Source organism: Nonomuraea sp. NPDC049625 (genome assembly GCF_040675285.1).
Taxonomy (GTDB): Bacteria; Actinomycetota; Actinomycetes; order Streptosporangiales; family Streptosporangiaceae; genus Nonomuraea; species Nonomuraea angiospora_A.
In genome coordinates, this window is record NZ_JBFAOQ010000004.1 from 698300 (window position 1) to 723994 (window position 25695).

General features: G+C 70.7%; 24 protein-coding genes and 1 pseudogene. 17 read left to right on the top strand and 8 right to left on the bottom strand.

Annotated elements, in window-relative coordinates; all coding sequences use genetic code 11:
* Positions 1-406: 406 nt before the first annotated feature.
* Positions 407-1393: pseudogene (gene recA / locus AB0J87_RS21545) on the bottom strand (recombinase RecA); the annotation flags it as partial.
* Positions 1394-1872: 479 nt separating this feature from the next.
* On the bottom strand, positions 1873-2613 hold the full coding sequence (locus AB0J87_RS21550; RefSeq protein ID WP_355201701.1) for an SDR family oxidoreductase: 741 nt from the start codon (positions 2611-2613) through the stop codon (positions 1873-1875).
* A gap of 98 nt (positions 2614-2711) precedes the next feature.
* On the opposite strand from AB0J87_RS21550, the gene AB0J87_RS21555 reads away from it, so the two are divergent.
* The gene (locus AB0J87_RS21555) at positions 2712-3263 is read left to right on the top strand and encodes a TetR/AcrR family transcriptional regulator (RefSeq protein WP_363967578.1); all 552 of its coding nucleotides are present in this window, start codon (positions 2712-2714) and stop codon (positions 3261-3263) included.
* 107 nt (positions 3264-3370) lie between these two features.
* Here AB0J87_RS21555 and AB0J87_RS21560 read toward each other — a convergent pair whose 3' ends face one another.
* A complete protein-coding gene (locus tag AB0J87_RS21560; RefSeq protein WP_363967580.1) occupies positions 3371-3655 on the bottom strand; it encodes a hypothetical protein in 285 nt (94 codons plus the stop codon).
* A gap of 33 nt (positions 3656-3688) precedes the next feature.
* Here AB0J87_RS21560 and AB0J87_RS21565 point away from each other — a divergent pair, with 33 nt between their 5' ends.
* From AB0J87_RS21565 to AB0J87_RS21580, 4 genes are all read left to right on the top strand, one after another.
* Positions 3689-3829, top strand: coding sequence for a hypothetical protein (locus tag AB0J87_RS21565; protein WP_363967582.1), 141 nt, complete (start codon positions 3689-3691; stop codon positions 3827-3829).
* A 193-nt stretch (positions 3830-4022) separates the two neighbouring features.
* Positions 4023-4157 carry a hypothetical protein gene (locus tag AB0J87_RS21570; protein ID WP_363967584.1) on the top strand — a complete coding sequence of 45 codons (135 nt, stop codon included), beginning with the start codon at positions 4023-4025 and terminating at the stop codon, positions 4155-4157.
* Positions 4154-4348 carry a hypothetical protein gene (locus AB0J87_RS21575; protein WP_363967586.1) on the top strand — a complete coding sequence of 65 codons (195 nt, stop codon included), beginning with the start codon at positions 4154-4156 and terminating at the stop codon, positions 4346-4348. The genes AB0J87_RS21570 and AB0J87_RS21575 overlap by 4 nt, the downstream gene beginning before the upstream one ends.
* A 74-nt stretch (positions 4349-4422) precedes the next feature.
* Complete coding sequence (locus AB0J87_RS21580) at positions 4423-4695, top strand: hypothetical protein (RefSeq protein ID WP_350724795.1); 273 nt, start codon at positions 4423-4425, stop codon at positions 4693-4695.
* 11 nt (positions 4696-4706) lie between these two features.
* On the opposite strand, the gene AB0J87_RS21585 is transcribed toward AB0J87_RS21580, so the two are convergent.
* A complete protein-coding gene (locus AB0J87_RS21585) occupies positions 4707-4901 on the bottom strand; it encodes a DUF3046 domain-containing protein (RefSeq protein ID WP_350724793.1) in 195 nt (64 codons plus the stop codon).
* A gap of 247 nt (positions 4902-5148) precedes the next feature.
* Positions 5149-5535 (bottom strand): VOC family protein, encoded by a 387-nt coding sequence (locus AB0J87_RS21590; protein ID WP_350724791.1) that lies wholly within the window; start codon positions 5533-5535, stop codon positions 5149-5151.
* Between the two features lie 192 nt (positions 5536-5727).
* Here AB0J87_RS21590 and AB0J87_RS21595 point away from each other — a divergent pair, with 192 nt between their 5' ends.
* The 9 genes from AB0J87_RS21595 (at position 5728) to AB0J87_RS21635 (ending at position 19370) form a co-directional block, all read left to right on the top strand.
* The gene (locus AB0J87_RS21595) at positions 5728-10437 is read left to right on the top strand and encodes an ATP-dependent helicase (protein ID WP_363967588.1); all 4710 of its coding nucleotides are present in this window, start codon (positions 5728-5730) and stop codon (positions 10435-10437) included.
* Between the two features lie 303 nt (positions 10438-10740).
* A complete protein-coding gene (locus AB0J87_RS21600) occupies positions 10741-11415 on the top strand; it encodes a GntR family transcriptional regulator (RefSeq protein WP_363967590.1) in 675 nt (224 codons plus the stop codon).
* Positions 11416-11505: 90 nt separating this feature from the next.
* On the top strand, positions 11506-13122 hold the full coding sequence (locus AB0J87_RS21605) for an ABC transporter substrate-binding protein (RefSeq protein ID WP_363967592.1): 1617 nt from the start codon (positions 11506-11508) through the stop codon (positions 13120-13122).
* On the top strand, positions 13122-14081 hold the full coding sequence (locus AB0J87_RS21610) for an ABC transporter permease (RefSeq protein ID WP_363967594.1): 960 nt from the start codon (positions 13122-13124) through the stop codon (positions 14079-14081). The genes AB0J87_RS21605 and AB0J87_RS21610 overlap by 1 nt, the downstream gene beginning before the upstream one ends.
* A complete protein-coding gene (locus AB0J87_RS21615; RefSeq protein WP_363967596.1) occupies positions 14074-14901 on the top strand; it encodes an ABC transporter permease in 828 nt (275 codons plus the stop codon). Before AB0J87_RS21610 ends, AB0J87_RS21615 begins: the two co-directional genes overlap by 8 nt.
* Positions 14898-15863, top strand: coding sequence for an ABC transporter ATP-binding protein (locus AB0J87_RS21620; RefSeq protein WP_363967598.1), 966 nt, complete (start codon positions 14898-14900; stop codon positions 15861-15863). The genes AB0J87_RS21615 and AB0J87_RS21620 overlap by 4 nt, the downstream gene beginning before the upstream one ends.
* Positions 15860-16828, top strand: a complete 969-nt coding sequence (locus AB0J87_RS21625) for an oligopeptide/dipeptide ABC transporter ATP-binding protein (protein ID WP_363967600.1) — start codon at positions 15860-15862, stop codon at positions 16826-16828. Before AB0J87_RS21620 ends, AB0J87_RS21625 begins: the two co-directional genes overlap by 4 nt.
* An 11-nt stretch (positions 16829-16839) precedes the next feature.
* Complete coding sequence (locus tag AB0J87_RS21630; protein ID WP_363967602.1) at positions 16840-18633, top strand: gamma-glutamyltransferase family protein; 1794 nt, start codon at positions 16840-16842, stop codon at positions 18631-18633.
* Positions 18630-19370, top strand: a complete 741-nt coding sequence (locus AB0J87_RS21635; RefSeq protein ID WP_350724773.1) for a sulfite exporter TauE/SafE family protein — start codon at positions 18630-18632, stop codon at positions 19368-19370. Before AB0J87_RS21630 ends, AB0J87_RS21635 begins: the two co-directional genes overlap by 4 nt.
* Positions 19371-19379: 9 nt before the next feature.
* Here AB0J87_RS21635 and AB0J87_RS21640 read toward each other — a convergent pair whose 3' ends face one another.
* The 3 genes from AB0J87_RS21640 to AB0J87_RS21650 all read right to left on the bottom strand — a co-directional run bounded on the left by AB0J87_RS21640 (position 19380) and on the right by AB0J87_RS21650 (position 22364).
* On the bottom strand, positions 19380-20465 hold the full coding sequence (locus AB0J87_RS21640; protein WP_363967604.1) for a glutamate--cysteine ligase: 1086 nt from the start codon (positions 20463-20465) through the stop codon (positions 19380-19382).
* Positions 20466-20552: 87 nt separating this feature from the next.
* Positions 20553-21203 (bottom strand): M15 family metallopeptidase, encoded by a 651-nt coding sequence (locus AB0J87_RS21645; RefSeq protein ID WP_355201684.1) that lies wholly within the window; start codon positions 21201-21203, stop codon positions 20553-20555.
* 12 nt (positions 21204-21215) lie between these two features.
* Positions 21216-22364: an ROK family transcriptional regulator gene (locus AB0J87_RS21650; RefSeq protein WP_363967606.1), complete on the bottom strand. Its 1149-nt coding sequence runs from the start codon at positions 22362-22364 to the stop codon at positions 21216-21218.
* 137 nt (positions 22365-22501) lie between these two features.
* Between AB0J87_RS21650 and AB0J87_RS21655 the strand changes: the two genes are divergently transcribed.
* Genes AB0J87_RS21655 through AB0J87_RS21665 form a run of 3 tightly spaced genes read left to right on the top strand, consistent with a single transcriptional unit; the run spans position 22502 to position 25691 of the window.
* Positions 22502-23827: an extracellular solute-binding protein gene (locus AB0J87_RS21655; RefSeq protein ID WP_363967608.1), complete on the top strand. Its 1326-nt coding sequence runs from the start codon at positions 22502-22504 to the stop codon at positions 23825-23827.
* Positions 23828-23832: 5 nt separating this feature from the next.
* Positions 23833-24840, top strand: coding sequence for a sugar ABC transporter permease (locus AB0J87_RS21660; RefSeq protein ID WP_363967610.1), 1008 nt, complete (start codon positions 23833-23835; stop codon positions 24838-24840).
* Positions 24837-25691 carry a carbohydrate ABC transporter permease gene (locus tag AB0J87_RS21665; RefSeq protein WP_363967612.1) on the top strand — a complete coding sequence of 285 codons (855 nt, stop codon included), beginning with the start codon at positions 24837-24839 and terminating at the stop codon, positions 25689-25691. The genes AB0J87_RS21660 and AB0J87_RS21665 overlap by 4 nt, the downstream gene beginning before the upstream one ends.
* Positions 25692-25695: the final 4 nt, after the last annotated feature.

The window sequence follows — 25695 nt, forward strand, 5'->3', positions numbered from 1 at the left end:
TGTGCTTGTCGTGCTGTTCGCCTGTGACCGTGTGTTCGTCGGGCTGTTCGTCTGTGGCGGTGGGGCTGTTGGGGTGCCCTTCCTGGTCTGCCGCGGCCTCGCTCTCGGTCGAGGCGCGTTGGCGGGTGCGATGCTCGCGCCACTCGTCGACCGATGGCCAGCCGTCCGCGGCCGAGCGGGCCAGGTCGCGGCCCCGGGAGGGGGAAGGGACGGGCCGGGCGCCCCCGGATTGGGGCGCCGGTGGCCGGTTCGGGTTACTCATGGGAGGGGGCACGATCGCTCATGGGGTGGACGATCAGACGTCACCCGGCTTCGGGGTGGACTTCGAGCCACGGCCGGAAGGAGCGGCGGCCGGGGCAGGGGCAGGGGCCGCGGCGGCTTCGGCCGGGGCGTCGAGGCGGGGGCCCACGCCCAGCTTGTCCTTGATCTTCTTCTCGATCTCGTTGGCCATGTCGGGGTGGTTCTTCAGGAAGTTGCGGGCGTTCTCCTTGCCCTGGCCGAGCTGGTCGCCCTCGTACGTGTACCAGGCGCCGGACTTGCGGACGAAGCCGTGCTCCACACCCATGTCGATGAGGCCGCCCTCACGGGAGATGCCCACGCCGTAGAGGATGTCGAAGTCGGCCACGCGGAAGGGCGGGGCCATCTTGTTCTTCACGACCTTGATCCTGGTGCGGTTGCCGACCGCCTCCGTGCCGTCCTTGAGGGTCTCGATGCGGCGGATGTCCATCCGGACCGAGGCGTAGAACTTGAGCGCCTTACCACCGGTCGTGGTCTCGGGGCTGCCGAACATGACGCCGATCTTCTCGCGGAGCTGGTTGATGAAGATGGCGGTGGTGCCCGTGCTGTTGAGCGCGCCGGCGACCTTGCGCAGGGCCTGGGACATGAGGCGGGCCTGGAGGCCGACGTGGCTGTCGCCCATCTCGCCCTCGATCTCGGCCTTGGGCACCAGCGCGGCCACCGAGTCGATGACGATGATGTCGACGGCGCCGGACCTGATCAGCATGTCGGCGATCTCCAGCGCCTGCTCACCGGTGTCGGGCTGGGAGACCAGCAGGGCGTCGGTGTCGACCCCCAGCTTCTTGGCGTATTCGGGGTCGAGGGCGTGCTCGGCGTCGATGAACGCCGCGATGCCGCCGGCACGCTGGGCGTTGGCCACCGCGTGCAGGGCGATCGTGGTCTTACCGGAGGACTCGGGGCCGTAGATCTCGACGATGCGGCCGCGCGGCAGGCCGCCGATGCCGAGGGCCACGTCAAGGGAGATCGACCCGGTGGGGATCACCTCGATGGGAGCTCGGGCGTCATCGCCCAGGCGCATGACGGAGCCCTTGCCGAACTGTCGCTCGATCTGAGCGAGCGCGGTCTCGAGGGCCTTCTCGCGGTCGTTGATTGCCATGGGAACTCCCCCTGGAGGGTCGTGGTCCGATCAGTCGAGTGAAAGCTACGGCCTGCCACCGACATTTTTCATGCGACTGCCGGGGAAGACGTGGCTCGGGCGAAACCCATCGTAGCCGAACGGCTGTTCGATCACAGCAGGAACACGCAGGTCGCCGTCAATCACCCGCCCTGGCGTCCCGTGTCACTGAAGGCTGGTCGTTGTCACCGAAGGTTGATGAGCACTGGTTTCGTGCCGGCGAAGGTTGATCTCGGGGGCCGAGGGGTGCGCAAGCCTGCGGCGGAGCTGTTCGTCATCGCGGCCCGGCGGCGTGGCCCGGCGGCGTGGCCCGGCGGCGTGGACGAGGGCGGCTGGAAGATGGGCGCCAACCTTCTCGCGGACATCGCGGGCGCGTGGGAGGCGAGCCTGCGCGGCGTTTGGGTCGACCACGACACCTGGCCGCCTGCTGGAGGACATCGCCCTGATCGCGGGCGGCCGGCTCAGTTCTGGGTCGTCGGGCGGATGACGATCTCGCCGATCTCCACATCACGGGGCTGTTCGATGGCGAAGGCGACAGCGCGGGCGACGGCTTCCGGCGCGATGGCGTACTGGTTCATGTTGCGGCGGATCTCCTCGCGGACCTCGGGGTTGTCGATAGAGCCGGCGAGTTCCGTACGCACGTAGCCCGGCGAGACCGCCGTCGTCCGCAACACGCCGTCGGTCGACTCCTGCCGCAGCCCTTCCAGGAGGGTGCGTACGGCGTTCTTGGTCGCGGCGTAGACCGCCATCGTGGGTGTGATCTTCAGCCCGGCCGTCGACACGGTGGTCACGAGGTGGCCCTGTCCCTGCTCGCGGAACACCGGCAGCGCGGCGGCGATGCCGTGCAGCACGCCGCGTAGGTTGACGTCGATCATCGCCGACCAGCCGGCCACGTCAAGGTCGGCCACGGGGCCGATCTTGCTGATGCCGGCGTTGCCGACCAACACGTCGAGCTGCCCGAACTCCGTCACGGCCAGGCCGACGAGTTGTTCGAGGTCCTCGCGGGCGGTGACGTCCACGGCTCGGGTGACGGCGCGCCCGCCGCGGTCGCGGATCTCACGGGCGATCTTGTCGAGCCGCTCCGTCCGCCGTGCGCCGAGCACGACGGCGGCGCCCCGCTCGGCGAGCAGGCGCGCGGTGGCCTCGCCTATCCCGCTGCTCGCCCCGGTGATGGCCACGACCTTGCCCCTGATGGCTGACATGGGGATTTCCTCCACAGTAAACTGGACACGTGTCCGGTTAAGGACTTCCACCGTACCGGACACGTGTCCGCTTATCCAACTCGCCATGAAGAGGACCGATGAACGCCCCCCGCCGCCGAGCCGACGCCACCGAGAACCGCGCACGGATCCTCAAGGCCGCACGAGAGGTCATCGTGAACGCGAACGAGGTGAAGCTCAATGAGATCGCCAAGCGGGCGGGCGTCGGTCAGGGCACCCTCTACCGCCACTTCCCGACTCGGGAGGCCCTGCTCGCCGAGGTCTATCGCAAGGACGTGGACGACCTCGTGGCCGCCGCGCCGAAACTGCTCGCCGAACACGAGCCGCTGCCCGCCCTGGTCGGCTGGCTGGACCGGGTGGCCGAGTACGCGAAGGTCAAGCGCGAGGTGTTCGCAGCTGTCGAGGCGGGGGTGTGGCAGGGTCTGTCCGCGCACAGCCTCGGCCCGATCGGCGAGACGCTGACCACGCTCCTCGACGCGGGCAAAGCCGAGGGCGTCGTCCGCCCCGACGTGGACGCCCGCGACATCATCCTGCTGATCGGCTACCTGACCCGTCTGGAACCCGCCGAGTGGGACGCCCGCGCCCATCACCTCCTGCGCGTCATCGTCGACGGCCTGCGCCGTCACGCCTGAGCAGGTTCCACGGGACCAAGCGCCGACCGCCGAAGGCGAGCCGATCGACGATGGCGACGCGAAGGCCTGAGTCAAGAGTGAGTCACGCCAGGCGGGGGCCTGACCGCTCAAGCTTCGCTGTCACGGGACACCTGGGGGGCGGTGAGGAGCCCGAGCGCCGTCCTGAACAGCTCCGGAGGGCGCTGCTCAGGAGCGGGAAGGGTGAGCGGGCGCATGCCGATGTCCAGCGACTTCAGTATCGCGTCGGCCCGCTCGTACGGGAGCTCCCCCAGCCCGCTGCCGGGAGGCGCGAGAGGGTGGCGGCCGGGGGGCCCCGGCGGGAACAACAGCGCGACGAGCTGGTCACGGACGGTGGGACGGCGGGTCGCGTGGACCATGAGCTCGGTGGCCATCCGGGCGAACGTGTCCTGATCGCCGTCGCGTCGGTGAACGGCGCTCCGCCTGCCCTGTTCTTCCTCGACACGGGCGCGTTGTTCGCCCTCAACCAGGAGTACGCCGACCGCCTGCGCGCCCCCATGTACGGCTACACGACCGGCAGAACCATAAGGCGTACCAGAGACACGTAGACCGGCTCGCTATGGGCGACCTCCGCATCGAGAACGTGCCCGTCCACACCATCCCGGACACGATCCGGCTCTCCGCGCCCGACGGGCGGGTCACCCGGGGAGCGATCGGCACGAGCGTCCTGTCGCGGTTCCTGTCCACGATCGACTATCCGGCCGAGAAGCTCGTCCTACGCAGGAACAGCCGGAGCACAGCGTGCCCATGTGGTACGTGGGCGACCACTTCCTGCTGTCCCACGGCACCGTGAACGGCCTGGACCGGATGGTGTTCCTCGTCGACACCGGGGGCGCCGGAGTCCCGATCCCCCGGGCGACGGCTTTCACGCGGTGACCGTGGACGAGGTGACGCTCGGGTCCGTCACCCGCCGCCGGGTGCCCGGGTTGTCCGGCGCGCTCCCCTCCTGGTTCGAGCACGGTTTCGGCTTCCGCATCGGGGACCTGCCCACGCACGAGTTCTTCAAGCCGTATGCGCTCACGTTCGACTTCGGACGCATGCGCATCCCCATGAACACACCCCGCTGATGTTGGCCGCCAATGTGTTGTCCGGGCAGTGAGCTGGGGAGACTCACTGCAGGGCCGAGGGTTGGAGGCGGCGAGTGTCGAGGGGCTACACCAGGGAACGGCGCACCCATCTGGAGGCACTCGCCGAGGTGCTCCCCCATCATGGCCTGGTCAGTCGCATGGTCGGCAATGACGATCCGGTGCTGTGGGTCTGGCACCCGCGTACGGGCCGTCAGACGATCATTTTCGCCACCCCGTCACACCACGGATGGACGTTCCTGTGGTCGCCCGGAGGGCAGGGCAGCGTGGACGAGCTGGAGCTCACGGCCGCCGCGTTGCAGCAGGCCCTGGACATGTCACAGCCCTGACGCCGCCGCGGCTAGCGGAGCTTGGGTGAGACGTCCTCCACCTGGCAGACCGCGCGCCAGACGGTCTTGGCGCTCTCCCCGTCGGCCAGCGCCTGTATGACGGTCCGGCCGCCCAACGGCGCGAGCACGTAGTCGCGGGCCCACGACTCGGCGTACGTGTCGCCGAAGTGAGCGTTCATCCGTCTCCAGAACTCGGTCAGGCGCATGGATTCAAGTATGGAATCGCCTGGGGGGTGGGTAGGACATCCCCATGCCAAAGACCCCCAAGTCTTCGCCACCGAAGACAGCCGAGACCAAGGCCCACAGGGCCAGGCGCCGCCGATTACTGCACACGCTGCGCCTCACCGTACAGAAGGAGAAGTCTGAGCGATCAGAAAGGCACGCGGGCGTCAGGCAGGAGCCCCGTGCGGGCAAGCCGCGTACGCGCAGGGCGTCGCGGCGCTAGACCCGCGGTCACAGCACACGCGAGCCGTACATCTCACCGAGATGGTCGGCGAGCAGCTCCAGCCGGGCGCCATCGGGGTCCTTGAAGTAGATGGAGGCGCCGCTCTCTATCTGGTGCGGCACGCCGGCCATCTCCAGCTTCCCGCGCAACCGCTCCCAGGTGGCGGGGTCGACGGAGATCGCGACGTGGTGCAGCCCGCCCAGCACCTCTTGGTACGGCCCGAGGTCGAGGCCGGGGAAGTCGAAGAACGCGAGCAGGTTGCCGTTGCCGATGTCGAAGAAGAAGTGGTTCGAGCCCTTGTAGTCGCGGTTCTCGATGATCTCCGTGAGCGGGAACTCCAGGAGTTCCTGGTAGAACTTGATGGTGCGTTCCACGTCCGACGAGAGCAGGGCCATGTGGTGCAGGCCCCGAGCGCTGCTCGATGGCCGGTGCGCTAAGACGTGGCGCCGTCTCATCTCCGCTCGGCGGGCTTCGATGGCCGCATAGTCAATGGTCACGGTCGCTGTATGTCCGCCAGGGCCCCCGCTCAACCGCTCGCCGGGGAGCCAAATGCGTTTTCTGTCGGTGGCGCGAGGCAATATGTGCTGGTGAGCTCGCTAGACCAGTTCAGCCAGGTGACCAGGCAATGGTTCACCGGGGCCTTCCAAGCTCCCACGGCCGCCCAGGAGGGGGCGTGGGAGTCGATCTCGCGCGGCGACAACACCCTGGTCGTCGCTCCCACCGGGTCGGGCAAGACGCTGGCGGCCTTCCTGTGGTCGCTCGACAGACTGGCGTTCGAGCAGACCGGCCCCACCGCCACACCCGAGGCCGGGCCCACCGCGTCCGAGGCCGCCGCCGCGCGTAAGGGCGCCGCTGTGCGCAAAGACGCGCCGAAGGGGACGCGGGTGCTGTACGTGTCGCCGCTCAAGGCCCTGGCCGTGGACGTCGAGCGCAACCTGCGCGCGCCGCTGGCCGGGCTCAAGCAGACAGCGCGCCGGCTCGGGCTGCCGGTGCCGGAGATCTCGGTGGCGATCCGCTCGGGCGACACCCCCTCGGAAGACCGCAGGCGCTACGCCGCCAAGCCGTCCGACATCCTGATCACGACGCCGGAGTCGCTGTTCCTGCTGCTCACCAGCCAGGCGCGCGAGGCGTTGCGGGGCGTGGAGACGGTGATCGTGGACGAGGTCCACGCGGTCGCGGCCACCAAGCGCGGCGCTCATCTGGCGCTCAGCCTGGAGCGGCTCGACGCGCTGCTCGACAGGCCGGCGCAGCGGATCGGGCTGTCGGCGACGGTGCGGCCGGTGAGCGAGGTGGCGGCGTTCCTGGGCGGCACGCGACCGGCCACGGTCGTGCAGCCGCCGTCGGAGAAGCGGATCGAGGTCGAGGTCGTCGTCCCGGTCGAGGACATGACGGAGATGGAGGGCCGGCCGCAGCCGGAGGGCCGGGAGGAGTTCGCCCCCGAGCCGGGCAACCGGTCGATCTGGCCCCATGTGGAGGACCGGCTGTTCGACCTGATCGGGGCGCACAGCTCGACGATCGTCTTCGCCAACTCGCGGCGGCTGGCCGAGCGGCTGTGCACCCGCCTCAACGAGCTCGCGTACGAGCGGGAGGGCGGCGGCGTTGAGGCCATCGACCTCTCCATCTGGGAGACGCCCTCATCACCGCAGAAGCCCCAGCGGATGCCCGCCGACATGATGGCGCAGGCCGGGGCCAGCAAGGGTGTCGTGACCGAGATCGTCCGCGCGCACCACGGCTCGGTCTCCAAGGAGGAGCGGGCGCAGATCGAGGAGGCTCTCAAGTCGGGCCGGCTGCCCGCCGTGGTCGCCACCTCCAGCCTGGAGCTGGGCATCGACATGGGCGCGGTCGACCTGGTCGCGTGCGTGGAGGCGCCGCCGAGCGTGGCCAGCGGGCTGCAGCGCATCGGCCGGGCGGGCCACCAGGTCGGCGCGGTGTCCAAGGGTGTGATCTTCCCGAAGTACCGGGGTGACCTGGTGCAGACGGCCGTGGTGGCCGAGCGGATGAAGAGCGGCCAGATCGAGGAGTTGCGCTATCCGCGTAACCCGCTCGACGTGCTGGCGCAGCAGATCGTGGCGATGACCGCGCTCGACGAGTGGACGGTCGACGAGCTGGAGTCCGTGGTCAAGCGGGCCGCCCCCTATGCCACGCTGCCCAGGACCGCCCTGGAGGCCACGCTCGACATGCTGGCCGGGCGCTATCCGAGCGAGGAGTTCGCCGAGCTGCGGCCGCGCATCGTGTGGGACCGGGTCACCGGCACCCTCCAGGGTCGTCCGGGCGCGCAGCGGCTGGCGGTCACCAACGGCGGCACGATCCCCGACCGCGGCCTGTTCGGCGTCTTCCTGGTGGGTGAGAAGGCCTCTCGGGTGGGCGAGCTGGACGAGGAGATGGTCTACGAGTCGCGCGTGGGCGACGTGTTCGTGCTGGGTGCGACGTCCTGGCGGATCGAGGACATCACGACCGACCGGGTGCTCGTCTCGCCCGCGCCGGGCCAGCCGGGCAAGCTGCCGTTCTGGCACGGCGACGCGCCCGGGCGCCCGGCCGAGCTGGGCAAGGCGATCGGGCAGTTCCTGCGCGAGCAGGCCAAGAACGGCTCGACCGAGCGCATGCGGGAGGCGGGGCTCGACGAGTTCGCCTCCGGAAACCTGCTGTCCTACCTCCACGAACAACGCGAGGCCACCGGCTACGTCCCCGACGACCGCACCCTCCTCGTCGAGCGTTTCCACGACGAGCTCGGCGACTGGCGCGTGGTCATCCACTCCCCCTACGGCGCGCGGGTGCACGCCCCGTGGGCGCTGGCGATCAACCGGCGCCTGCGCGAGCGCTACGGCATCGATGTGCAGGCGGTCCACTCCGACGACGGCATCGTGCTGCGCATCCCCGACACGCTGGCCGAGCCGCCGACCGACGTGGCCGCGTTCGATGCCGAGGAGATCGAGCAGATCGTCACGGAGGAGCTGGGCGGGTCGGCCATGTTCGCCTCCCGGTTCAGGGAGTGCGCGGGGCGGGCGTTGCTGCTGCCGCGCCGCACGCCGGGCAAGCGCAGCCCGCTGTGGCAGCAGCGCCAGCGCGCCGCCCACCTGCTGGGCGTGGCCTCGCAGTACGCCTCGTTCCCGATCGTGCTGGAGACCATGCGCGAGTGCCTGCAGGACGTCTTCGACGTGCCGGGGCTCGTCCAGCTCATGCGGGACATCGCCGCCCGCAGGGTGCGGCTGGTGGAGGTGGAGACCTCGCAGGCCTCGCCGTTCGCGGCGTCGCTGCTGTTCCATTACGTGGGCGCGTTCATGTACGAGGGCGACGCGCCCCTGGCCGAGCGGCGCGCCCAGGCGCTGGCGCTGGACACCACGCTGCTGGCCGAGCTGCTGGGCCAGGCCGACCTGCGCGAGCTGCTCGACCCCGACGTGATCTCCGACACCGAGCGCGAGCTGGCCAGGCTCGACCGGCCGCTGCGCGACCTGGAGGACCTCGCCGACCTGCTGCGCTCCCACGGGCCGCTGCTCGCGCCCGACGTGAGCGTGCGCGGCGGCGACCCGGCCTGGCTGGCGGAGCTCGAACGCTCGCGTCGCGCGATCCGCGTACGCATCGCCGGCGAGGAGCACTGGGCGGCCATCGAGGACGCGGCCCGCATGCGTGACGCGCTGGGCGTGCCGCTGCCGGTCGGGGTGCCCCACGCGTTCCTGGAGCCGGTCGCCGATCCGCTGGCCGACCTGGTGGCGCGGCACGCCCGCACCCGCGGGCCCTTCCACGCGGGGTCGGCCGCGGCCCGGTTCGGGCTGGGCGTGGCCGTGGTGACGGACGCGTTGCGCCGGCTGGCCGCGTCCGGGCGGGTCGTGAACGGGGAGTTCCGGCCCGGCGGACGGGGCGAGGAGTGGTGCGACGCCGGGGTGCTGCGGATGCTGCGGCGCAGGTCGCTGGCCCGGCTGCGCAAGGAGGTCGAGCCGGTCGCGCCGGAGACCCTGGCCCGCTTCCTGCCCGCCTGGCACGGCATCACCGGCTCGGGGGCCGCGGGGGCGGCCGGCGGCCGGGGCGCGAGCGAGGCGGCCCGGGCCATGGACGCGCTGGTTCGCTCCATCGAACAGCTCCAAGGGGCCGCCGTGCCCGCGTCCGCGCTGGAGACGCTGGTGCTGCCCGCGCGGGTGCCCGGCTACCATCCGGCGCTGCTCGACGAGCTGACCTCGTCGGGCGAGGTGATGTGGGCGGGACAGGGCTCGCTGCCCGGCGGCGACGGCTGGGTGTCGCTCTACTACGGCGACACCGCGCCGCTGCTGCTGCCCGAGCCCGCCGAGATCACGATGACCCCTCTGCACGAGCGCGTGCTGGAGTTGCTGGGCGGGGGCGGCGCGCTGTTCTTCCGCGGCATCTCCGACCAGCTCGGGTCCCTGGACGACGCCACCCTGGCGGCGGCGGTGTGGGATCTGGTGTGGGCGGGGCGGATCTCCGGCGACACGCTGGCGCCGCTGCGGGCCACGCTCGGCACCGGCCGTCCCGCGCACCGGCCCGCCACCACGCGGCGGCGCCGGGCCGTGCTGCCGAGCAGGAGCGGGCCGCCCACGGTGGGCGGCCGGTGGTGGCTGCTGCCCGCGCCCGCCGCCGACACCACCCAGCGGGCGCACGCTCAAGCCGAGGTGCTGCTGGAACGGCACGGCGTGGTGACGCGGGGCGCGGTGACGTCGGAACGACTTCCTGGGGGATTTACGCCCGTATATCAGGTCTTGCGGGCGTACGAGGAGAGCGGGCGCTGCCGCCGGGGCTACTTCGTCGAGGGCCTCGGGGGCGCGCAGTTCGCCCTGCCGGGAGCGGTCGACCGGATGCGCGCCATGGCGCCCGGCCTCGTGCCGTCCGACGGTCCAGGGCTCGCCCCGGGGATCGGCTCGGGTGTTGGGAGTTTTGGGTCCAGCTCCGGGGCTGGGGGTGTGGGGTCCGGCTCTGGGGGCGGGCGGAGGGCCGTGGTGCTGGCCGCCGCCGATCCGGCCAGCCCGTACGGCGCCGCGCTCCCCTGGCCGCAGCACCCCGGCGAACTCGGGCACAAGCCTGGCCGGAAGGCCGGTTCGCTGGTCGTGCTCGTGGACGGGCACCTGGTGCTCTACGTCGAACGGGGCGGCAAGACGCTGCTGTCGTTCGCCGACGACGACCGGCTGCAGCCCGCCGTCGACGCCCTTGCGCTGGCTGTTCGGGACGGGGCGCTCGGGAAGCTGACCGTGGAACGGGCCGACGGCACGGCCATCGTCGAGTCGCCGCTGGCGGCGGCCCTGGAGGCGGCCGGTTTCCACCCCACCCCCCGGGGGCTGCGCCTACGCGCCTGAACCCCTGCGACGCGACACCGAACGGCTCGAGGGCCGAGAGGTGGGGCGAGGGGTCAAGAGCGCAGGAGCCGGAAGGGCGGAGGGATCGCGGGCCGAAGGCGCGGGATCCGGAGGCGCGCAGCCCCAAGGGGCGAGAGTGCGGGAGCCGGCGGTGCGGGGTCGCGGGCATCGCCTCCGGCCCGCAGCTGGCGATGTGGGAGCCGGAGGCGCGGAGGTCGAGGTGGTGTGGGTGACGAGGGTTGGGTTGGGGGTGGGGCGGGCTGGGTGGGGGAGTTGGTCCGGGCTGTATACGATTGTCGCCTCATGGCTGATTTGACGCTGGGCGCGGCCCATCCGACCTTGCGCGACGAGGTCACCAAGGAGCTGCGGCGACGCATACTCTCCGGCGAGCTCGCCCAGGGTGAGCGGCTGGTCGAGGACCGGCTGGCCGCGCTGCTCGGCGTGTCGCGCAACCCCGTGCGCGAGTCCATCCGGGTGCTGGCCGCCGAGGGGTTCGTCGAGGTCGTGCCCAGGTTCGGCGCCACCGTCGCGCGGCTGTCGGCGGCGGAGGGCGAGGAACTCTTCGACGTGCGCATGGCGGTCGAGGGCCTGGCGGCGCGGCTGGCCGCGCGCAAGCGCACCCCCGAGTCCGCCGAGCGGCTGCAGCAGGTGCTGGAGCAGGCCAAGGAGGCCGTGGAGAACGGGCGGCTGGAGGAGGTGGCCGATCTCAACACGGCCTTCCACCTGGCCGTGGGTGAGGCGGCGGGCAACTCGTACCTGAGTCTGATGATGAAGCCCATGCTCCTGCGGGCGCAGTGGGTCTTCAGCCAGACCGCCGCCGCCCGCGGGCCGCACTCCTGGACCGAGCACCTGAGCCTGTGCGAGGCCATCGCGGCGGGCGACGAGGACGAGGCGCAGGCCAGGGCCATTGCGCACGTGGCCGCGGCCAGGCGGTCGTTCCTGGCGGCGATCCGCAGGGCAAATCCCCCGAACGATTAGAAAACACTCAGATAACAACACAGGGTCAGGAAACACCAGTGAAATGTGAGGTCTTGTATACAGTCTCCTAAACCTTTCAACGGAGGCCCCATGAGACCGTCCCCCAGGCTCGTCGCGGCGCTCGCCGTTCTCCCCCTTGCCCTGACAGCTTGCGGCGGAGGCGGATCGAGCGGCACCCCCGCAGCCCCTCCCTCCATAGCCGACGCCTCGGCCGACAACCGGCCGGTCAAGGCGGGCGGCACGCTCAACGTGGCGCTCAGCGCCGACCCCGACGCGCTCGACCCGAGCATCTCGACCACGCTGGTGGGTCGCGAGGTGTTCGCGAACATGTGCGAGAAGCTCTTCGACATCGACGCGCAGTCGAGCCTGGTCCCGCAGCTGGCCAGTGCCTTGCCCGAGGTCTCCGGCGACGGCAAGGAGGTGACGATCAAGCTGCGCGAGGGCGTGAAGTTCAACGACGGCACGGCGTTCGACGCCGAGGCGGTCAAGAAGTCGCTGGACCGGCACCGCACCTGGGAGAAGTCCGCGCGCCAGGCCGACCTGGCGGCGGTGTCCAAGGTGACCGTGGTCGACCCCACGACGGTCAAGCTCACGCTGACGCAGGCGTTCACGCCGCTGACCGCGCAGCTCGCCGACCGCGCCGGCATGATCATGTCGCCCAAGGCCCTGGACGCGGGCAACGACAACTTCGGGGCGAGCCCGGTCTGCGTCGGGCCGTTCAAGTTCGCGAGCCGCACGTCCGGCAGCCAGATCGTGCTGGAGAAGGCCTCCGACTACTACGACGCGGCCAAGGTCAAGCTCGACAAGCTCGTATACAAAATCATCGTGGACCCGAACGTACGGGCCGCGAACCTGAAGTCCGGCGACGTCCAGGTGGGCGACAACCTCGCCACCACCACGGTCAAGGGCGTGCAGAGCGACCCCAACCTCAAGGTCGTGTCCGGCGGCGGCCTCGGCTACTACGGCATCACGATCAACACCGGCAACGCCGGCGGCTCCACCGAGAAGCCCGGCACGGTGAACACGGCGCTGGCCAAGAGCCCGCAGCTGCGCGAGGCGTTCGAGCTGGCCCTCGACCGCGACGTGATCAACAAGACCGTCTACAACGGCCTGCACGAGGTGGACTGCTTCCCCGTGCCGGTGGACAGCCCGTACCGCGCCAAGGACCTGCAGTGCCCGGCGCGCGACCTGGCCAAGGCCAAGCAACTGGTGCAGGCGTCCGGCGTGCAGACGCCGATCCCGGTCACGCTCACCAGCCCGAACGACGCCACCAACGTGCGCCTGGCGCAGGTCATCCAGCAGATGACCAAGGAGGCGGGCTTCAACGTGAACGTGCAGACCGCCGAGTTCGTCAGCACGCTCGAGCAGGGCAAGTCCGGCAAGTTCGACGTCCTGCTGAACGGCTGGTCGGGCCGCGTCGACCCGGACGGCAACCTCACGAACCTCATCACCAGCCGCGGCAGCAACAACTACAGCGGCATGTCCGACCCGGGCATCGACGACCCGATCAAGCAGGCCGCCGCCGAGTCGGACCCGGTCAAGCGGGCCGAGCTCTACGCGGGCGCCCTGAAGAAGGCCGCCGAGGTGAGAGGCGTCCTGTACCTGTACCACAACAAGTACTACCTGGGCATGAGCAAGAACGTGGCCGGCGTCCAGTACTTCAAGGACGGCCTGCCGCGCTTCGTCACCGCCGGGTTCACCGCGTAATGCTCTGGTTCATCCTCCGGCGCTGCGGATCGGCCGTGATCGTGCTGTTCCTGGCCAGCATCCTGATCTTCCTCGGGATCAGGGCGCTGCCCGGGGACCCGGCCACGGTCATGGCGGGCGAGGAGGCCTCGCCCGCCGTGATCGAGGCCATCCGGCACGAGTTCGGCCTGGACAAGCCGCTGCCCGCCCAGTACCTCGACTACGTCGGCCAGACCCTGACCGGCAACCTCGGCCGCTCCACGCAGGACCAGCTCCCGGTGATCGACATCATCGCCGAGCGGCTGCCGGTGACGCTGGAGCTGTCGGCCCTGGCCATGCTGGTCGCGATCGTCGTCGGGGTGGGCGCGGGCATCGTCGCGGCCGTCCGGCGCGGCCGGCTCGCCGACTACCTGGCCACCGGGTTCGGCCTGGCCGGGCTGTCGGTGCCGCACTTCTGGCTCGGCCTGCTCGGCATCCTGCTGTTCGCGGTCACCTGGCGGGTCCTGCCCGCCTCCGGGTACGTCCCCTTCACCCAGGACCCCGGCCAGAACCTCCAGCGCATGATCCTGCCCGCCCTCGTGCTCGGCACCGGCTTCGCCGCCATCCTCATGCGGCAGACCCGCTCGGCCATGCTCGGCGCGCTCTCGGCCGACTACGTCCGGACCGCCAGGTCGAAGGGCCTGTCCGAGGTCAAGGTCGTGGGCGCGCACGCGTTGCGCAACAGCCTGACGACCGTGGTCACGGTGCTCGGCCTCCAGCTCGGCGCGCTGATCAGCGGCGCGGTGGTGACCGAGCAGATCTTCGTGATCCCCGGGTTCGGCAAGCTGACCGTGGACGCGGTGCTGACCAGGAACTACCCCGTCATCCAGGCCGTCGTGCTGATCACGGTCATCGGCTACGTGCTGGTCAACCTGCTGGTCGACATCGTGTACGCGTTCCTCAACCCCCGGATCAGGCTGTCAGGGAGCGCGAATGACTAGGCTGTGGCGGCGTTTCAAGCGGCGCCCGATGCCGATGGCCGGGCTGGTGCTGGTGGTCGCGTTCGTGCTGCTGGCGCTGATCGGGCCGCTGGTGACCGGCGACCCCACCACGCAGGACTACCTGGCCACGCTCGCGCCTCCGTCGGGCGCACACCCGATGGGCACCGACGACCTGGGCCGCGACGCGTTCGCCAGGATCGCGCACGGCGCGCAGGTGTCGTTGCAGGCCGGCGTGCTCTCCACGCTGCTGGCGATGGTCGTGGGCATCCCGATCGGCCTGGTCGCCGGGTTCTACCGGCGCTGGCTCGACCCGGTCGTGATGCGGCTGGTGGACGTGACGCTGGCGTTCCCGTTCCTGGTGTTCGCGGTGGGCCTGGCGGCGATCATCGGGCCCTCGCTGAAGGGCGTGGTGTTCGCGCTGGGCTTCTCGCAGCTGCCCGCCGTCATCAGGATCACCCGTGGCGAGGTGCTGGCGGTCAGGGAGATGGACTACGTGGCCGCGGCCGTCGCCGACGGCGCGGGCGACGGGCACCTCATCTTCCGTTACGTGCTCCCGAACTGCCTCAACCCGCTCATCGTGCAGGCCACCGTGGCGATCCCGGGGGCGATCATCGGCGAGGCCACGCTGTCGTTCCTGGGGCTGGGCGTGCAGCCGCCCACGCCCTCGTGGGGCGTGATGCTGACGACCGCGCAGCAGTATCTGAGCGACGCCCCCTGGCTGGCCGTCTGGCCCGGGATCATGATCGCGCTGGCCACGCTCGGCTTCAACCTGCTGGGCGACGGGCTGCGGGACGTTCTGGACCCGAGGAGCGGCCGATGAGCCTGCTGGAGATCACCGACCTGAGGGTCGGCTTCGACACCGAGGACGGCCTGGTGCAGGCGGTCAGGGACATCTCGCTCACGCTGGACGAAGGCGAGATCCTGGCGCTGTGCGGCGAGTCCGGCTGCGGCAAGTCGGTCACCGCGATGTCGGTGCCCAGGCTGCTGCCGCCCGAGACGACCCGGCTGTCCGGCTCGGTCAAGCTGGACGGGCGCGAGCTCACCACGCTCCCCGAGGCGGACCTGCGGCACGTACGCGGCAAGGACGTCTCGGTCGTCTTCCAGGAGCCGATGACCTCGCTGAACCCGTCGTTCAGCGTCGGTTACCAGATCATCGAGGTGCTGCGCAGGCACGAGCGCCTCTCGCGCCAGGCCGCCAGGAGCCGCGCCGTCGAGCTGCTGGAGCTGGTCGGCATCCCGGCGCCGCAGCGCCGCATGAAGGAGTACCCGCACCAGCTCTCCGGCGGCATGCGCCAGCGCGTGATGATCGCGATCGCGGTGGCCTGCTCGCCCCGGGTGCTGATCGCCGACGAGCCCACCACGGCGCTCGACGTGACGATCCAGGCGGGCGTGCTGGACGTCTTCCGCGACCTGCGCGACCGGCTCGGCACGGCGATCATCCTCATCACGCACGACCTGGGCGTGGTGGCCGACATCGCCGACCGGGCCGTGGTCATGTACGCCGGCCGCGCCGTCGAGCAGGCCCCGGTGGCCGAGTTGTTCGCGAACCCGCGGCACCCGTACACGCTGGGCCTGATGAACGCGCTCCCGTCCGCGGCGGTCAACGGCCGCCTGGCCGAGATCCCCGGCATGGTGCCCTCGCCGCTGTCGGATCCCGACGAGTGCGCGTTCCAGGCCCGCTGCCCGCGCGCCCAGGACGACTGCCGCGCGGCCAGACCCCCGCTCGAACGGCACGCGGACGGCCATCTGGCGGCCTGTTTCCACCCGGGAGGCAAGCAGTGATCCTGCGGATCGACAACCTGGTCAAGCACTACGGCCAGGTACGCGCCGTGGACGGCCTGTCGCTGGAGCTCGCCCAGGGCGAGGTGCTCGGCCTGGTCGGCGAGTCGGGCAGCGGCAAGTCCACGGTCGGCAAGTGCGTGCTGCGCCTGACCGAGCCCACCTCGGGGGCCATCGAGCTGGACGGCCGCGACATCACCCATCTGTCGCGCCGGGCCATGCGCCCGCTGCGCAGGGACGTCCACATGGTCTTCCAGGACCCCTACTCCTCGCTCAACCCGCGTTTCACGATCGGGCAGATCGTCGCCGAGCCGCTGCTGCGGCACAAGGTGGCCGACCGGCGCGAGGTCTCCGGACGCGTGTCCGCCATGCTGGAGAAGGTGGGGCTGCGGCAGGAGATGCGTTCCCGGTTCCCGCACGAGCTGTCCGGCGGGCAGCGGCAGCGGGTCGGGCTGGCCAGGGCCCTGATCCTGGAGCCCAAGCTGGTCGTGGCGGACGAGCCGGTGTCGGCGCTGGACGTGTCGGTGCAGGCGTCGGTGCTCAACCTGATCACGGACCTGCAGCGGGACATGGGGTTCTCGTGCCTGTTCATCACGCACGACCTGTCGGTGGTGGAGTTTCTCGCCGACCGGATCGCCGTCATGTACCTGGGCAAGATCGTCGAGTCCGGCCCGACGGCCGAGATCTTCGCCGCGCCGCGGCACCCGTACACGCAGGCCCTGCTGTCGGCGGCGCCGGTGCCCGATCCGGTCCGGCAGCGGGAGCGGCGCAGGATCGTGCTCGGCGGGGACGTCCCCAGCCCGGTCGACCCGCCGTCCGGGTGCCGGTTCCACACGCGGTGCCCGCTGGCGTACGACGCCTGCCGTACCGAGGAGCCGCCCTTGACCGACCCACGTGGGAACGGCCATCCGGCCGCGTGCCACTTGGTAACGGCGGACCACGTCCCCGACGCGGCCGCCAATCACTAGAAGGAGAGATCTTGTTCACCACCAGGCCCGAGCTGACGGGCGACTTCGGCATGGTCGCCAGCACGCACTGGCTGGCCTCGGCCACCGGCATGGGCGTGCTCGAACGCGGCGGCAACGCCTTCGACGCGGCGGTGGCCGCCGGGTTCGTGCTCCAGGTCGCCGAGCCGCACCTGAACGGCCCCGGCGGCGAGGTGCCGATCCTGCTGTGGAGCGAGGACGAGCAGAAGGTGTCCGTGGTGTGCGGGCAGGGCGTGGCGCCGGCCGCGGCCACCATCGAGCGCTACACCGGGCTGGGCCTGGACATCGTGCCCGGCACGGGGCTGCTGGCGGCCACCGTGCCGGGGGCGTTCGGCGGCTGGATGCTCATGCTGGAGCGCTGGGGCACCTGGTCGCTGGCCGACGTGCTGGCCCCCGCGATCCACTACGCCGAGCACGGGGTGCCGGTGCTGGAGCGCATCGCGGCCACGATCGAGTCGGTCGAAGGACTGTTCAACGACGACTGGCCGACGTCGGCGGCGACCTGGCTGCCCGGCGGCCGGGTCCCGGCGGCGGGGTCGAAGCTGGCCAACCCGGTGCTGGCGGCCACCTACCGGCGGGTGGTCGCCGAGGCCGAGGCCGCGTCGAGCACCCGCGAAGGACAGCTCGACGCCGCCCGCCGCGCCTGGTACGAGGGGTTCGTGGCCGAGGCGATCGCCGAGTTCTGCGCCAAGACGGCCTGGCGGGACAGCAGCGGCGAGGCGCACGGCGGGCTGCTCACCGGCGACGACCTGGCCCGGTGGTCGGCCTCGGTCGAGGAGCCGCTCGCCTTCGACTACCGCGGCCACACCGTCTACAAGACGCGGCCGTGGGGGCAGGGGCCGGTGTTCCTGCAGCAGCTCGCGCTCCTGCAGGGCTTCGACCTGGACGGGATGGAGTTCCTCGGCGCCGACTACGTGCACACGGTGACGGAGGCCGCCAAGCTCGCCTTCGCCGACCGCGAGGCCTGGTACGGCGACACCGACGTCCCCGTGTCCGACCTGCTCAGCGAGGCCTACAACGCCGAGCGGCGCAAGCTCATAGGCGCGCAGGCCAGCTTCGAGCTGCGGCCCGGCGCCCCGGGCGGCCGCGTGCCCAGGCTGCCCGACTACCCCGCGCCCGGCACGGCGAGCGACGCCCCCGGCATCTCCGGCGCGCGCTCCCCGCAGGGCGTCGGCGAGCCGACCGTGGCCCGTGACGGCACGGTGAAGGGTGACACCTGCCACCTCGACGTCGTGGACCGGTACGGCAACATGGTCTCCGCCACCCCCAGCGGCGGCTGGCTGCAGAGCTCCCCCACCATCCCCGAGCTGGGCTTCTGCCTGGGCACCAGGGCTCAGATGTTCTGGCTGCAGGACGGGCTGCCCGCCTCGCTGCGCCCCGGCACGCGTCCGCGCACCACGCTGACGCCGTCGTTCGCGCTCAGGGACGGCAGGCCGTGGCTGGCGTTCGGCACTCCCGGCGGCGACCAGCAGGACCAGTGGAGCCTGAACTTCTTCCTCGCGGTCGTCCACGGCGGGCTGAACCTGCAGGAGGCCATCGACGCCCCCATGTTCCACTCCGAGCACTTCCCCAGCTCGTTCTTCCCGCGCGGCTCCCGTCCCGGCGTGCTGCACGTCGAGGACCGGGTGGACGCGGGCGTGACGGCGGAGCTGCGGCGGCGCGGGCACGAGGTCGAGGTGCAGGGCTCGTGGACGCTCGGCAGGCTCAGCGCCGTCGCCCGTGACGGCGAGTTCCTCAAGGCCGCCGCCAACCCGCGCGGCGCCCAGGGCTACGCAGTCGGCCGATGACGGATCTCCTGTTCATGCTGGGCGCCGGTCTGCTGGCCGGTGTGGTGAACGCGCTGGCGGGCGGCGGGACGCTCATCTCGTTCCCCGCGCTGCTGGCGCTGGGTTATCCGAGCCTGACCGCGTCCGTGACCAACGCGGTGGCGCTGTGGCCCGGCTACCTGGGCGGCGTGCTCGGCTACCGGGCCGAGCTGCGCGGCCAGCGGCGCCGGGCGGCGGCGTTGTCGATCACGACCGTGCTGGGCGCGGGCGTGGGCAGCGCGTTGCTGCTGCTCACGCCCGGCCGGCTGTTCGAGTCGCTGGTGCCGTGGCTGGTGGCCTTCGCCAGCCTGGCGCTGCTGGCCCAGCCGTGGCTGCGCAGGCTCTTCGGCGGTGAGGCCGACGGGCCGCCCAGCAAGCTGGTGTACGCCGGGGTCTTCCTGGGCGGCTGTTACGGCGCCTACTTCAACGGTGGAATGGGTGTACTGCTCCTGACAGTGCTCGGCATGTTCCTGCACGACAACCTGCACCGGGTGAACGCCGTGCGGGCCACGCTCGCGCTGGTGATCAGCACGGTGTCGGTCGTGGCGTTCTCCCTGTTCGGTCCCGTGCAGTGGCAGGCCGTGGCGGTGATCGCGCCGGCCAGCCTGGTCGGCGGGTTCCTGGGCACGCGTCTGGCCAAACTCATGTCGGCCAAGGTCCTGCGCGGCGTCGTTGTCGCGTTCGGCCTGGGTGTGGCCGTGGCGCTTGCCTTGCGTTAGGCGGTATCGCTACGCGACGGTGGCCTCGATGAGGTCGTCCACCACGTCGGCCAGGTCGTGGCCCCTGGCGTGCACCCGGCGCTGGCGCATGGCTCCCGAGCCCTTGCGCAGCAGCCGGTCCAGCCCCTCCTGGACGAACGTCAGGTCGCCGGCCTCCGCCAGCGCCGGGCGTACGTGCTCCAGGAGGCGGCCCGCCATCACCGGCGCGGGCACGAGGGCGCCGTGCCGCACGTCCATGCTGTCGCTCGTCAGCCCGTAGCGGGCCGCGCGCCAATAGGCGGCGCGCAGCACCTCCGCCGGGATCGGCAGCCCACGGTCACCCCGCTCCACCGCGGCCAGCGCGGTCACCACCAGCGCGCGGATGAGCCCGATCAGGGTGAGACTGTCGCTCACGTCGAGCGGCACGTCGGCCACCCTGATCTCGACCGTGGGCAGCCGGGACGACGGCCTGGCGTCCCAGTAGACCGTCTTGGCGTCGAGCAGCACGCCCGAGTCCGTGAGCGCCCGCACCGCCAGCTCGTAGTCGCCGAACGACGGGAAGTACGGCGGCGCGCCGGACACCGGCCAGCGACCCCAGCTGATCACCCGCCAGGACGCGTAGCCGGTGTCGCGGCCCACGAAGAACGGCGAGTTGGCGGCCAGCGCGATCAGCGTGGGCAGCCAGGGACGCAGGTGGTTGCCGACGTAGACGGCGTGCTCCTCGTCGGGCACGTCCACGTGCACGTGCAGGGCGCAGATGCTGATCTCGTCATGAAGTGCGCGATAGAGCGTCCTCCCTTGGTGATAGCGATCGTCGTCGGCGAGCGGCGGCGGCATGACGTTCCCCAGCACGGGGATGCCGCTCGCGACGACGGCCAGTCCGCACGAACGGGCGGCGGAGGCCACCTCCTGCCGCGCGGAACGCAGTTGCGAGCCGAGCTCGCTGAGGTCGGCGGAGGGCGGCGTGCGAGCCTCCACCTGGAAACGCGTGATTTCTTGCACCACGTCGAGCACATCCGTCGCCGCGGCCAGGACATCGGCCGCTCGGGGAGCCACGTGGCGGGTGCGGGGATCGACTACGAGGTATTCCTCTTCGATCCCGATCAACGGAACCATACCCACACCTCGCTGGGAGTCCAAACCTCCGACTGAAGGTTGTGCCCGGCGCACGCCCAGGGGAAAACCCCTGGAGCAAACGATTGCTCAGATAGGCCCGTAGAGGGCGTGGGCAAATCCCGTGGACATGGCCCAATAACGGTCGCCGTACGACCAGTGCCACCACTCGGTGGGGTAGTTGACCAGGCCGGTGGGCTCCAGAGCGGCGGCGAGGAGCTTGCGGTGGGCGCGCGCGTCGGCGGTGATATTGGGGGCGGCCGTATAGCAGGCGCCGTCGCTCTGCTCCGGGTTGTCGTTGACCTGGGTGCCCATGTCGTACTCGACGCCGTCGGGGTCGCACAGGGTCAGGTCCACGGCGGCGCCGGCAGTGTGGGGGGCGACCTCGACCGGGGACACGTACCGACTCGCCGCGATATATGACTCGTCGGGGGAAATTTCGGGGAATGTGGTGTGGAGTTCCGCCCGGTACGTCTCGAAGATCCGCCGCTGGGTGGCGATGGGCCGGTAGCCCTCGACGATCAGCAGGTGGAACCCGTCGGGCAGCGAACGCTCGGCCCGCTCCAGCCGGTCGAGCAGGCCGGAGCGCAGATGCGCGTACGCGCCCTCGTCGTCGGCCAGCCGCGTGTCGACCCGCAGCCGCCCGCGCACGTCGGCCAGCGGCTCGCCGCACTCGCGCACGGGAAGCGCGGTCACCCTGGGGTCGGAGATGAGCACGACATCGTTGGGGGACAGCCACATGAGCAGAAATTCTCACACAGTATCGGAGAAGACCTGCTCCCGGGCCTGCTCCAGAGCGGCCACCAGCGCCCCGCGCAGCACGGGGTTGCCCGCGACCTGGGTCGTGACCACGGCCGGCCGGCTGGGGCAGACGCGGGCCACCGCCTCCTGCACCTTGGCGGCCAGCCGCGCGCCGCCCGCCCGGCCGATGTCGCCGCTGAGCACGATCAGCCCGGGATCGAGCACGACGGTCACCGCCGCCGCGCCCACGGCCAGCCGTCCCGCCACCTCGTCCAGGTAGCCCTCGTCGCCGCCGCGCACCAGGTCGGGCACCGTCCTGCCGGTCACGCCGTGCCGGTCTGCCAGGCCGCGCAGCGCGTCGTGGCCCACCAGGCGCTGGAACGAGCCCGACTGCGGCTCCGAGACGTCGGTCGGCAGCGGCTCGCCGGGGACCGGCAGCCAGCCGATCTCGCCCGCTCCCCCGCTGATGCCCCGATGCAGCCTGCCGCCCAGCATGACGCCGAGGCCCTGGCCGACGCCGGCCCAGATCACCACGAAGTCGTCGTGGCCGACGGCCGCGCCGTGCTTGTGCTCGGCGAGCGCGACCAGGTTGACGTCGTTCTCGATGGTGACGGACGCGCCGAGCGTCTCGCGCAGGCTGGCCAGCACGCCGACGTGCCAGTCCGGCAGGTCGTACGACCAGCGCACGTCACCCGTGATCGGGTCGACCACGCCCCTGGTGCCGATGACGAACGCGCGCAGCCGCGACAGGCTGACGTTCGCCGTGTCGCAGGCGCGCTGCACCGCCTCGTGGACCGCCTTGACCGGGTCGCGGCCGTCGGACGGGTTGAGCGTGATCTCCACGACCACCCTGCCTGTGATGTCCGCCACAGCGACCTTGAGGCTGTCGGGCAGGACCTCGAGCCCGGCGACGTACGCGCTGGAGGGAACGACGGCGTACAGGGCGGCGTGCGGCCCCCTGCCCCCGGCGCGCTCCCCCGCGACCTCGACCAGCCCCCGCTCCTCCAGGCGAGCGAGCAGCTGACCTGCGGTTACCTTGGAGAGCCCGGTCCTTTCCCCCAGCTCGGCCCGGGTGAGCGGGCCGTCCATCAGGAGGAGTTCGAGTGCCGCGCGATCGTTCAACCTGCGCAGCAGCCGGGGGACTCCCGGGCTTCGACTCATTACCGCACCCCTCTCGTCACGAATGGCTAACGGGCGTTTCTTTTAAGAAAGTTTCTTGTTAGTTTAGCAGCGTTGTTCGACATTTGACGATCAGCCTGGTGCGGACCGTAGGCCGGCACCCGGGAAGGGAGAACCCTGTGAGGATCGCGAAGATCACAGCCGCTACGGTCAGCACGGCCGCGCTGGCCCTGGGTCTGGCCGCCTGTGGCTCGAGCGAGACCCCCTCGTCCTCACCAAGCGCCGCCGCACCCGCCAGCAGCGGCCCCAAGTACGCCGGCAAGACGCTGACGTTCTGGCGCCTCGGGGACACCAACCCCGCCGCCCAGAAGTACACCGACGAGCTGGTCGCCGAGTTCGAGAAGGAGACCGGCGCCAAGGTGAACGTCGAGTGGATCCCTTGGCCGCAGGTCAACGACAAGTTCACGGCAGCGGCCGCCGGCGGCACCGGCCCTGACGTGACGGAGATCGGCAACGACCAGGTGCCGCTGTGGCAGAGCCAGGAGGCCCTGGAGCCGATCACCGACATCGTGGCGGGCGGCGACCAGGCCCAGATCCCCAAGAACCTCATGGGGCTGGAGACCATCGACGGCGAGACGTACGCCGTGCCGTGGGGCGGCGGCAGCCGGGCGGTGCTCTACCGCGCCGACTGGTTCAAGGAGCTCAAGATCGAGATCCCCAAGACCTGGGACGAGCTCGTGGCGGCCGCCAAGAAGATCCAGGCCAAGAAGGGCAAGGACGTGGACGGCTTCGCCTTCAACGGCGGCTCCGACGCCAACCACCTGCTCGGCGCCCTCGCCTGGACCGCCGGCGGCGACTACGCCGCCAAGGAGGGCGACAAGTGGGTCGGCAAGCTCACCGACCCCGGCTTCAAGGAGGGCTTCGCCCAGTACACCGGCCTGGTGACCGACGGCCTGTCCAGCAAGTCGCGGCTCAACCAGAACACCACCGAGATCCGCACCCGCTTCGCCAACAACAAGGTCGGCATGTACCTCACCGCGTCGTGGGACCTGCCGGGGATCGCGGAGGACAGCAAGGGCAAGCTCAAGGGTGACAAGCTGGCCTTCTTCCCGCTCCCGTCCAAGGCGGGCGGCGAGGCGCAGTCCTTCCTCGGCGGCAACGACATCGCCGTGTGGGGCTCCGCGAAGGAGAAGGACGCGGCCAAGGAGTTCGTGAAGCTGGCCTCCAACAAGCAGTGGGGCGTCAAGTACGCCACCGACGGCGGCCTGCTCCCCGTCTACCCCGAGGCCCTCGCCGCGCTGTCCAGCGACCCCGCGCAGGCGCCGTTCGCCGCCGCCTTCGCCAAGGCCAAGGCCTTCCCCGCCGACCCGCAGTGGACGGAGGCCAACGAGACCAAGGCGGTGCTGCAGAACGCGGCCCGCAAGGTCATCGAGGGCAAGGCGAGCGCGGATGACGCGCTGGCCGCTGCCAACAAGGAACTCGAAGACATCCTCAACGCCTCCTGAGTCCTGTGACGAACACGTCAACGCTCGCCCCCCGGGGCGGAGGCCGCGCCTCCGCCCCGGGGCGGCGCCGCTCACACCGGCCACCGCGGGCCAGCGGGCTGCCCGCCTGGTCGATCCCCTACGTCCTGCTGATCCCGGGGCTGCTGGTCATCGGCGCGCTGCTGCTGTGGCCGCTGATCCAGATGGTGATCATCTCCTTCCAGAAGGTGGGACTCGTCCAGATCTCGGGCAAGAAGCCGGCCACCTGGGTCGGGCTCGAGAACTTCACCAAGGTCTTCGAGAACGACATCTTCTGGTCCTCGCTGCGCAACACGCTGGTGTTCGCGGTGATCGCGGTGCCGCTCACGCTGATCCTCGGCACCGCCGTCGGCGTCCTGCTGCACCGGCTCGGCAAGAAGATGTCGCTGTTCGTCATCATCGGCATCATGTTCGCCTGGGCGGTCCCGCCGGTGGCGCAGGGCATGATCTGGCGCTCGCTCTTCGACGCCGAGGCCGGCATCGTCAACTGGGCGCTCAACCTGCTGCCCGACGGGCTCTCCAAGGCCCTGTTCGGACGGGCCGACTGGACCGGTCAGCCGTGGCTCAACGACGCCTGGTCCATCTACATGGCGCTGATCGTCTGCGTCGTCTGGGCCGGCTTCCCGTTCATCGCGGTCTCGGTGCTGGCCGGCCTCAAGGGCATCCCGGCCGAGCTGTACGAGGCGGCCAAGGTGGACGGCTCGGGCGCCTGGCGCACGTTCAGGAAGATCACCTTCCCGCTGCTCAAGCCGGTGTTCGCGGTGCTGACCGTGCTCTCGATCATCTGGGACTTCAAGGTCTTCTCCCAGCTGTACGTGCTGGCCGGCACCACCAACCGGGAGGCCTACAACCTGTCGATGTACGCGGTGACCGAGGCGTTCAAGGCCCCGCCGAAGATGGGATCGGGCGCGGCCATCGCGGTGGTCCTGACCGTGATCCTGCTCATCGTCACCGCGGCCTACATCCGCCAGATGTTCAAGCAGGAGGAGCTGTGAAGAGCCCGCAGGCCCGCAGGCGCCTGGGCAAGGCCACGCTCAACGCGGCAGGCGTGCTGGTCTTCCTGGTCGCCGTCTTCCCCGTCTACTGGATGGTCTCCACCGGCTTCAAGGCGAACGACCAGATCTTCACCACCGAATTCATCCCGTTCCCCACGCACTTCACCTTCGAGCACATCACGCGGGTGCTCACCGACGGCGTGGCCGGGCACTCGATCTGGCTCTACATGCGCAACAGCGCCATCGTCGCGCTCGGGACGGTCCTGATCGGCGCGGTCTTCGCGCTGCTGTCGGCCACCGCCGTGGCCCGGTTCCGCTTCAAGGGGCGCACGGCGTTCCTGAGCCTGCTGCTCGTCGCGCAGATGATCCCGGCCGAGGCGCTGCTCATCCCGCTGTTCCTCGGCGTCAAGCGGCTGGGCCTCTATGACCAGTTGCTCGGTCTGATCGTGACGCAGGTCGCGCTGACGCTGCCGTTCGGGATCTGGATGCTGCGCACGTTCGTGGCCGCCGTGCCCAAGTCGCTGGAGGAGGCGGCCTGGATCGACGGCGCGAGCCGGTTCACCACCTTCTGGAAGGTGCTCTTCCCGCTGGTGGCCCCGGGTCTGGTCGCGACCAGCATCTTCTCGTTCATCACCGCGTGGAACGAGCTGATCATGGCGCTGTACCTGATCAACGACCCGACCAAGTACACGATGCCCGTCGCCCTGCAGTACTTCTTCGGGCAGAAGGGCACCGACTGGGGCGCCATCATGGCCAGCTCCACGATGATGACCATCCCGGTCGTCATCTTCTTCCTTTTCGTACAACGCCGCATGGTCTCCGGCCTGGTCGCCGGGGCCGTGAAGGGCTGACATC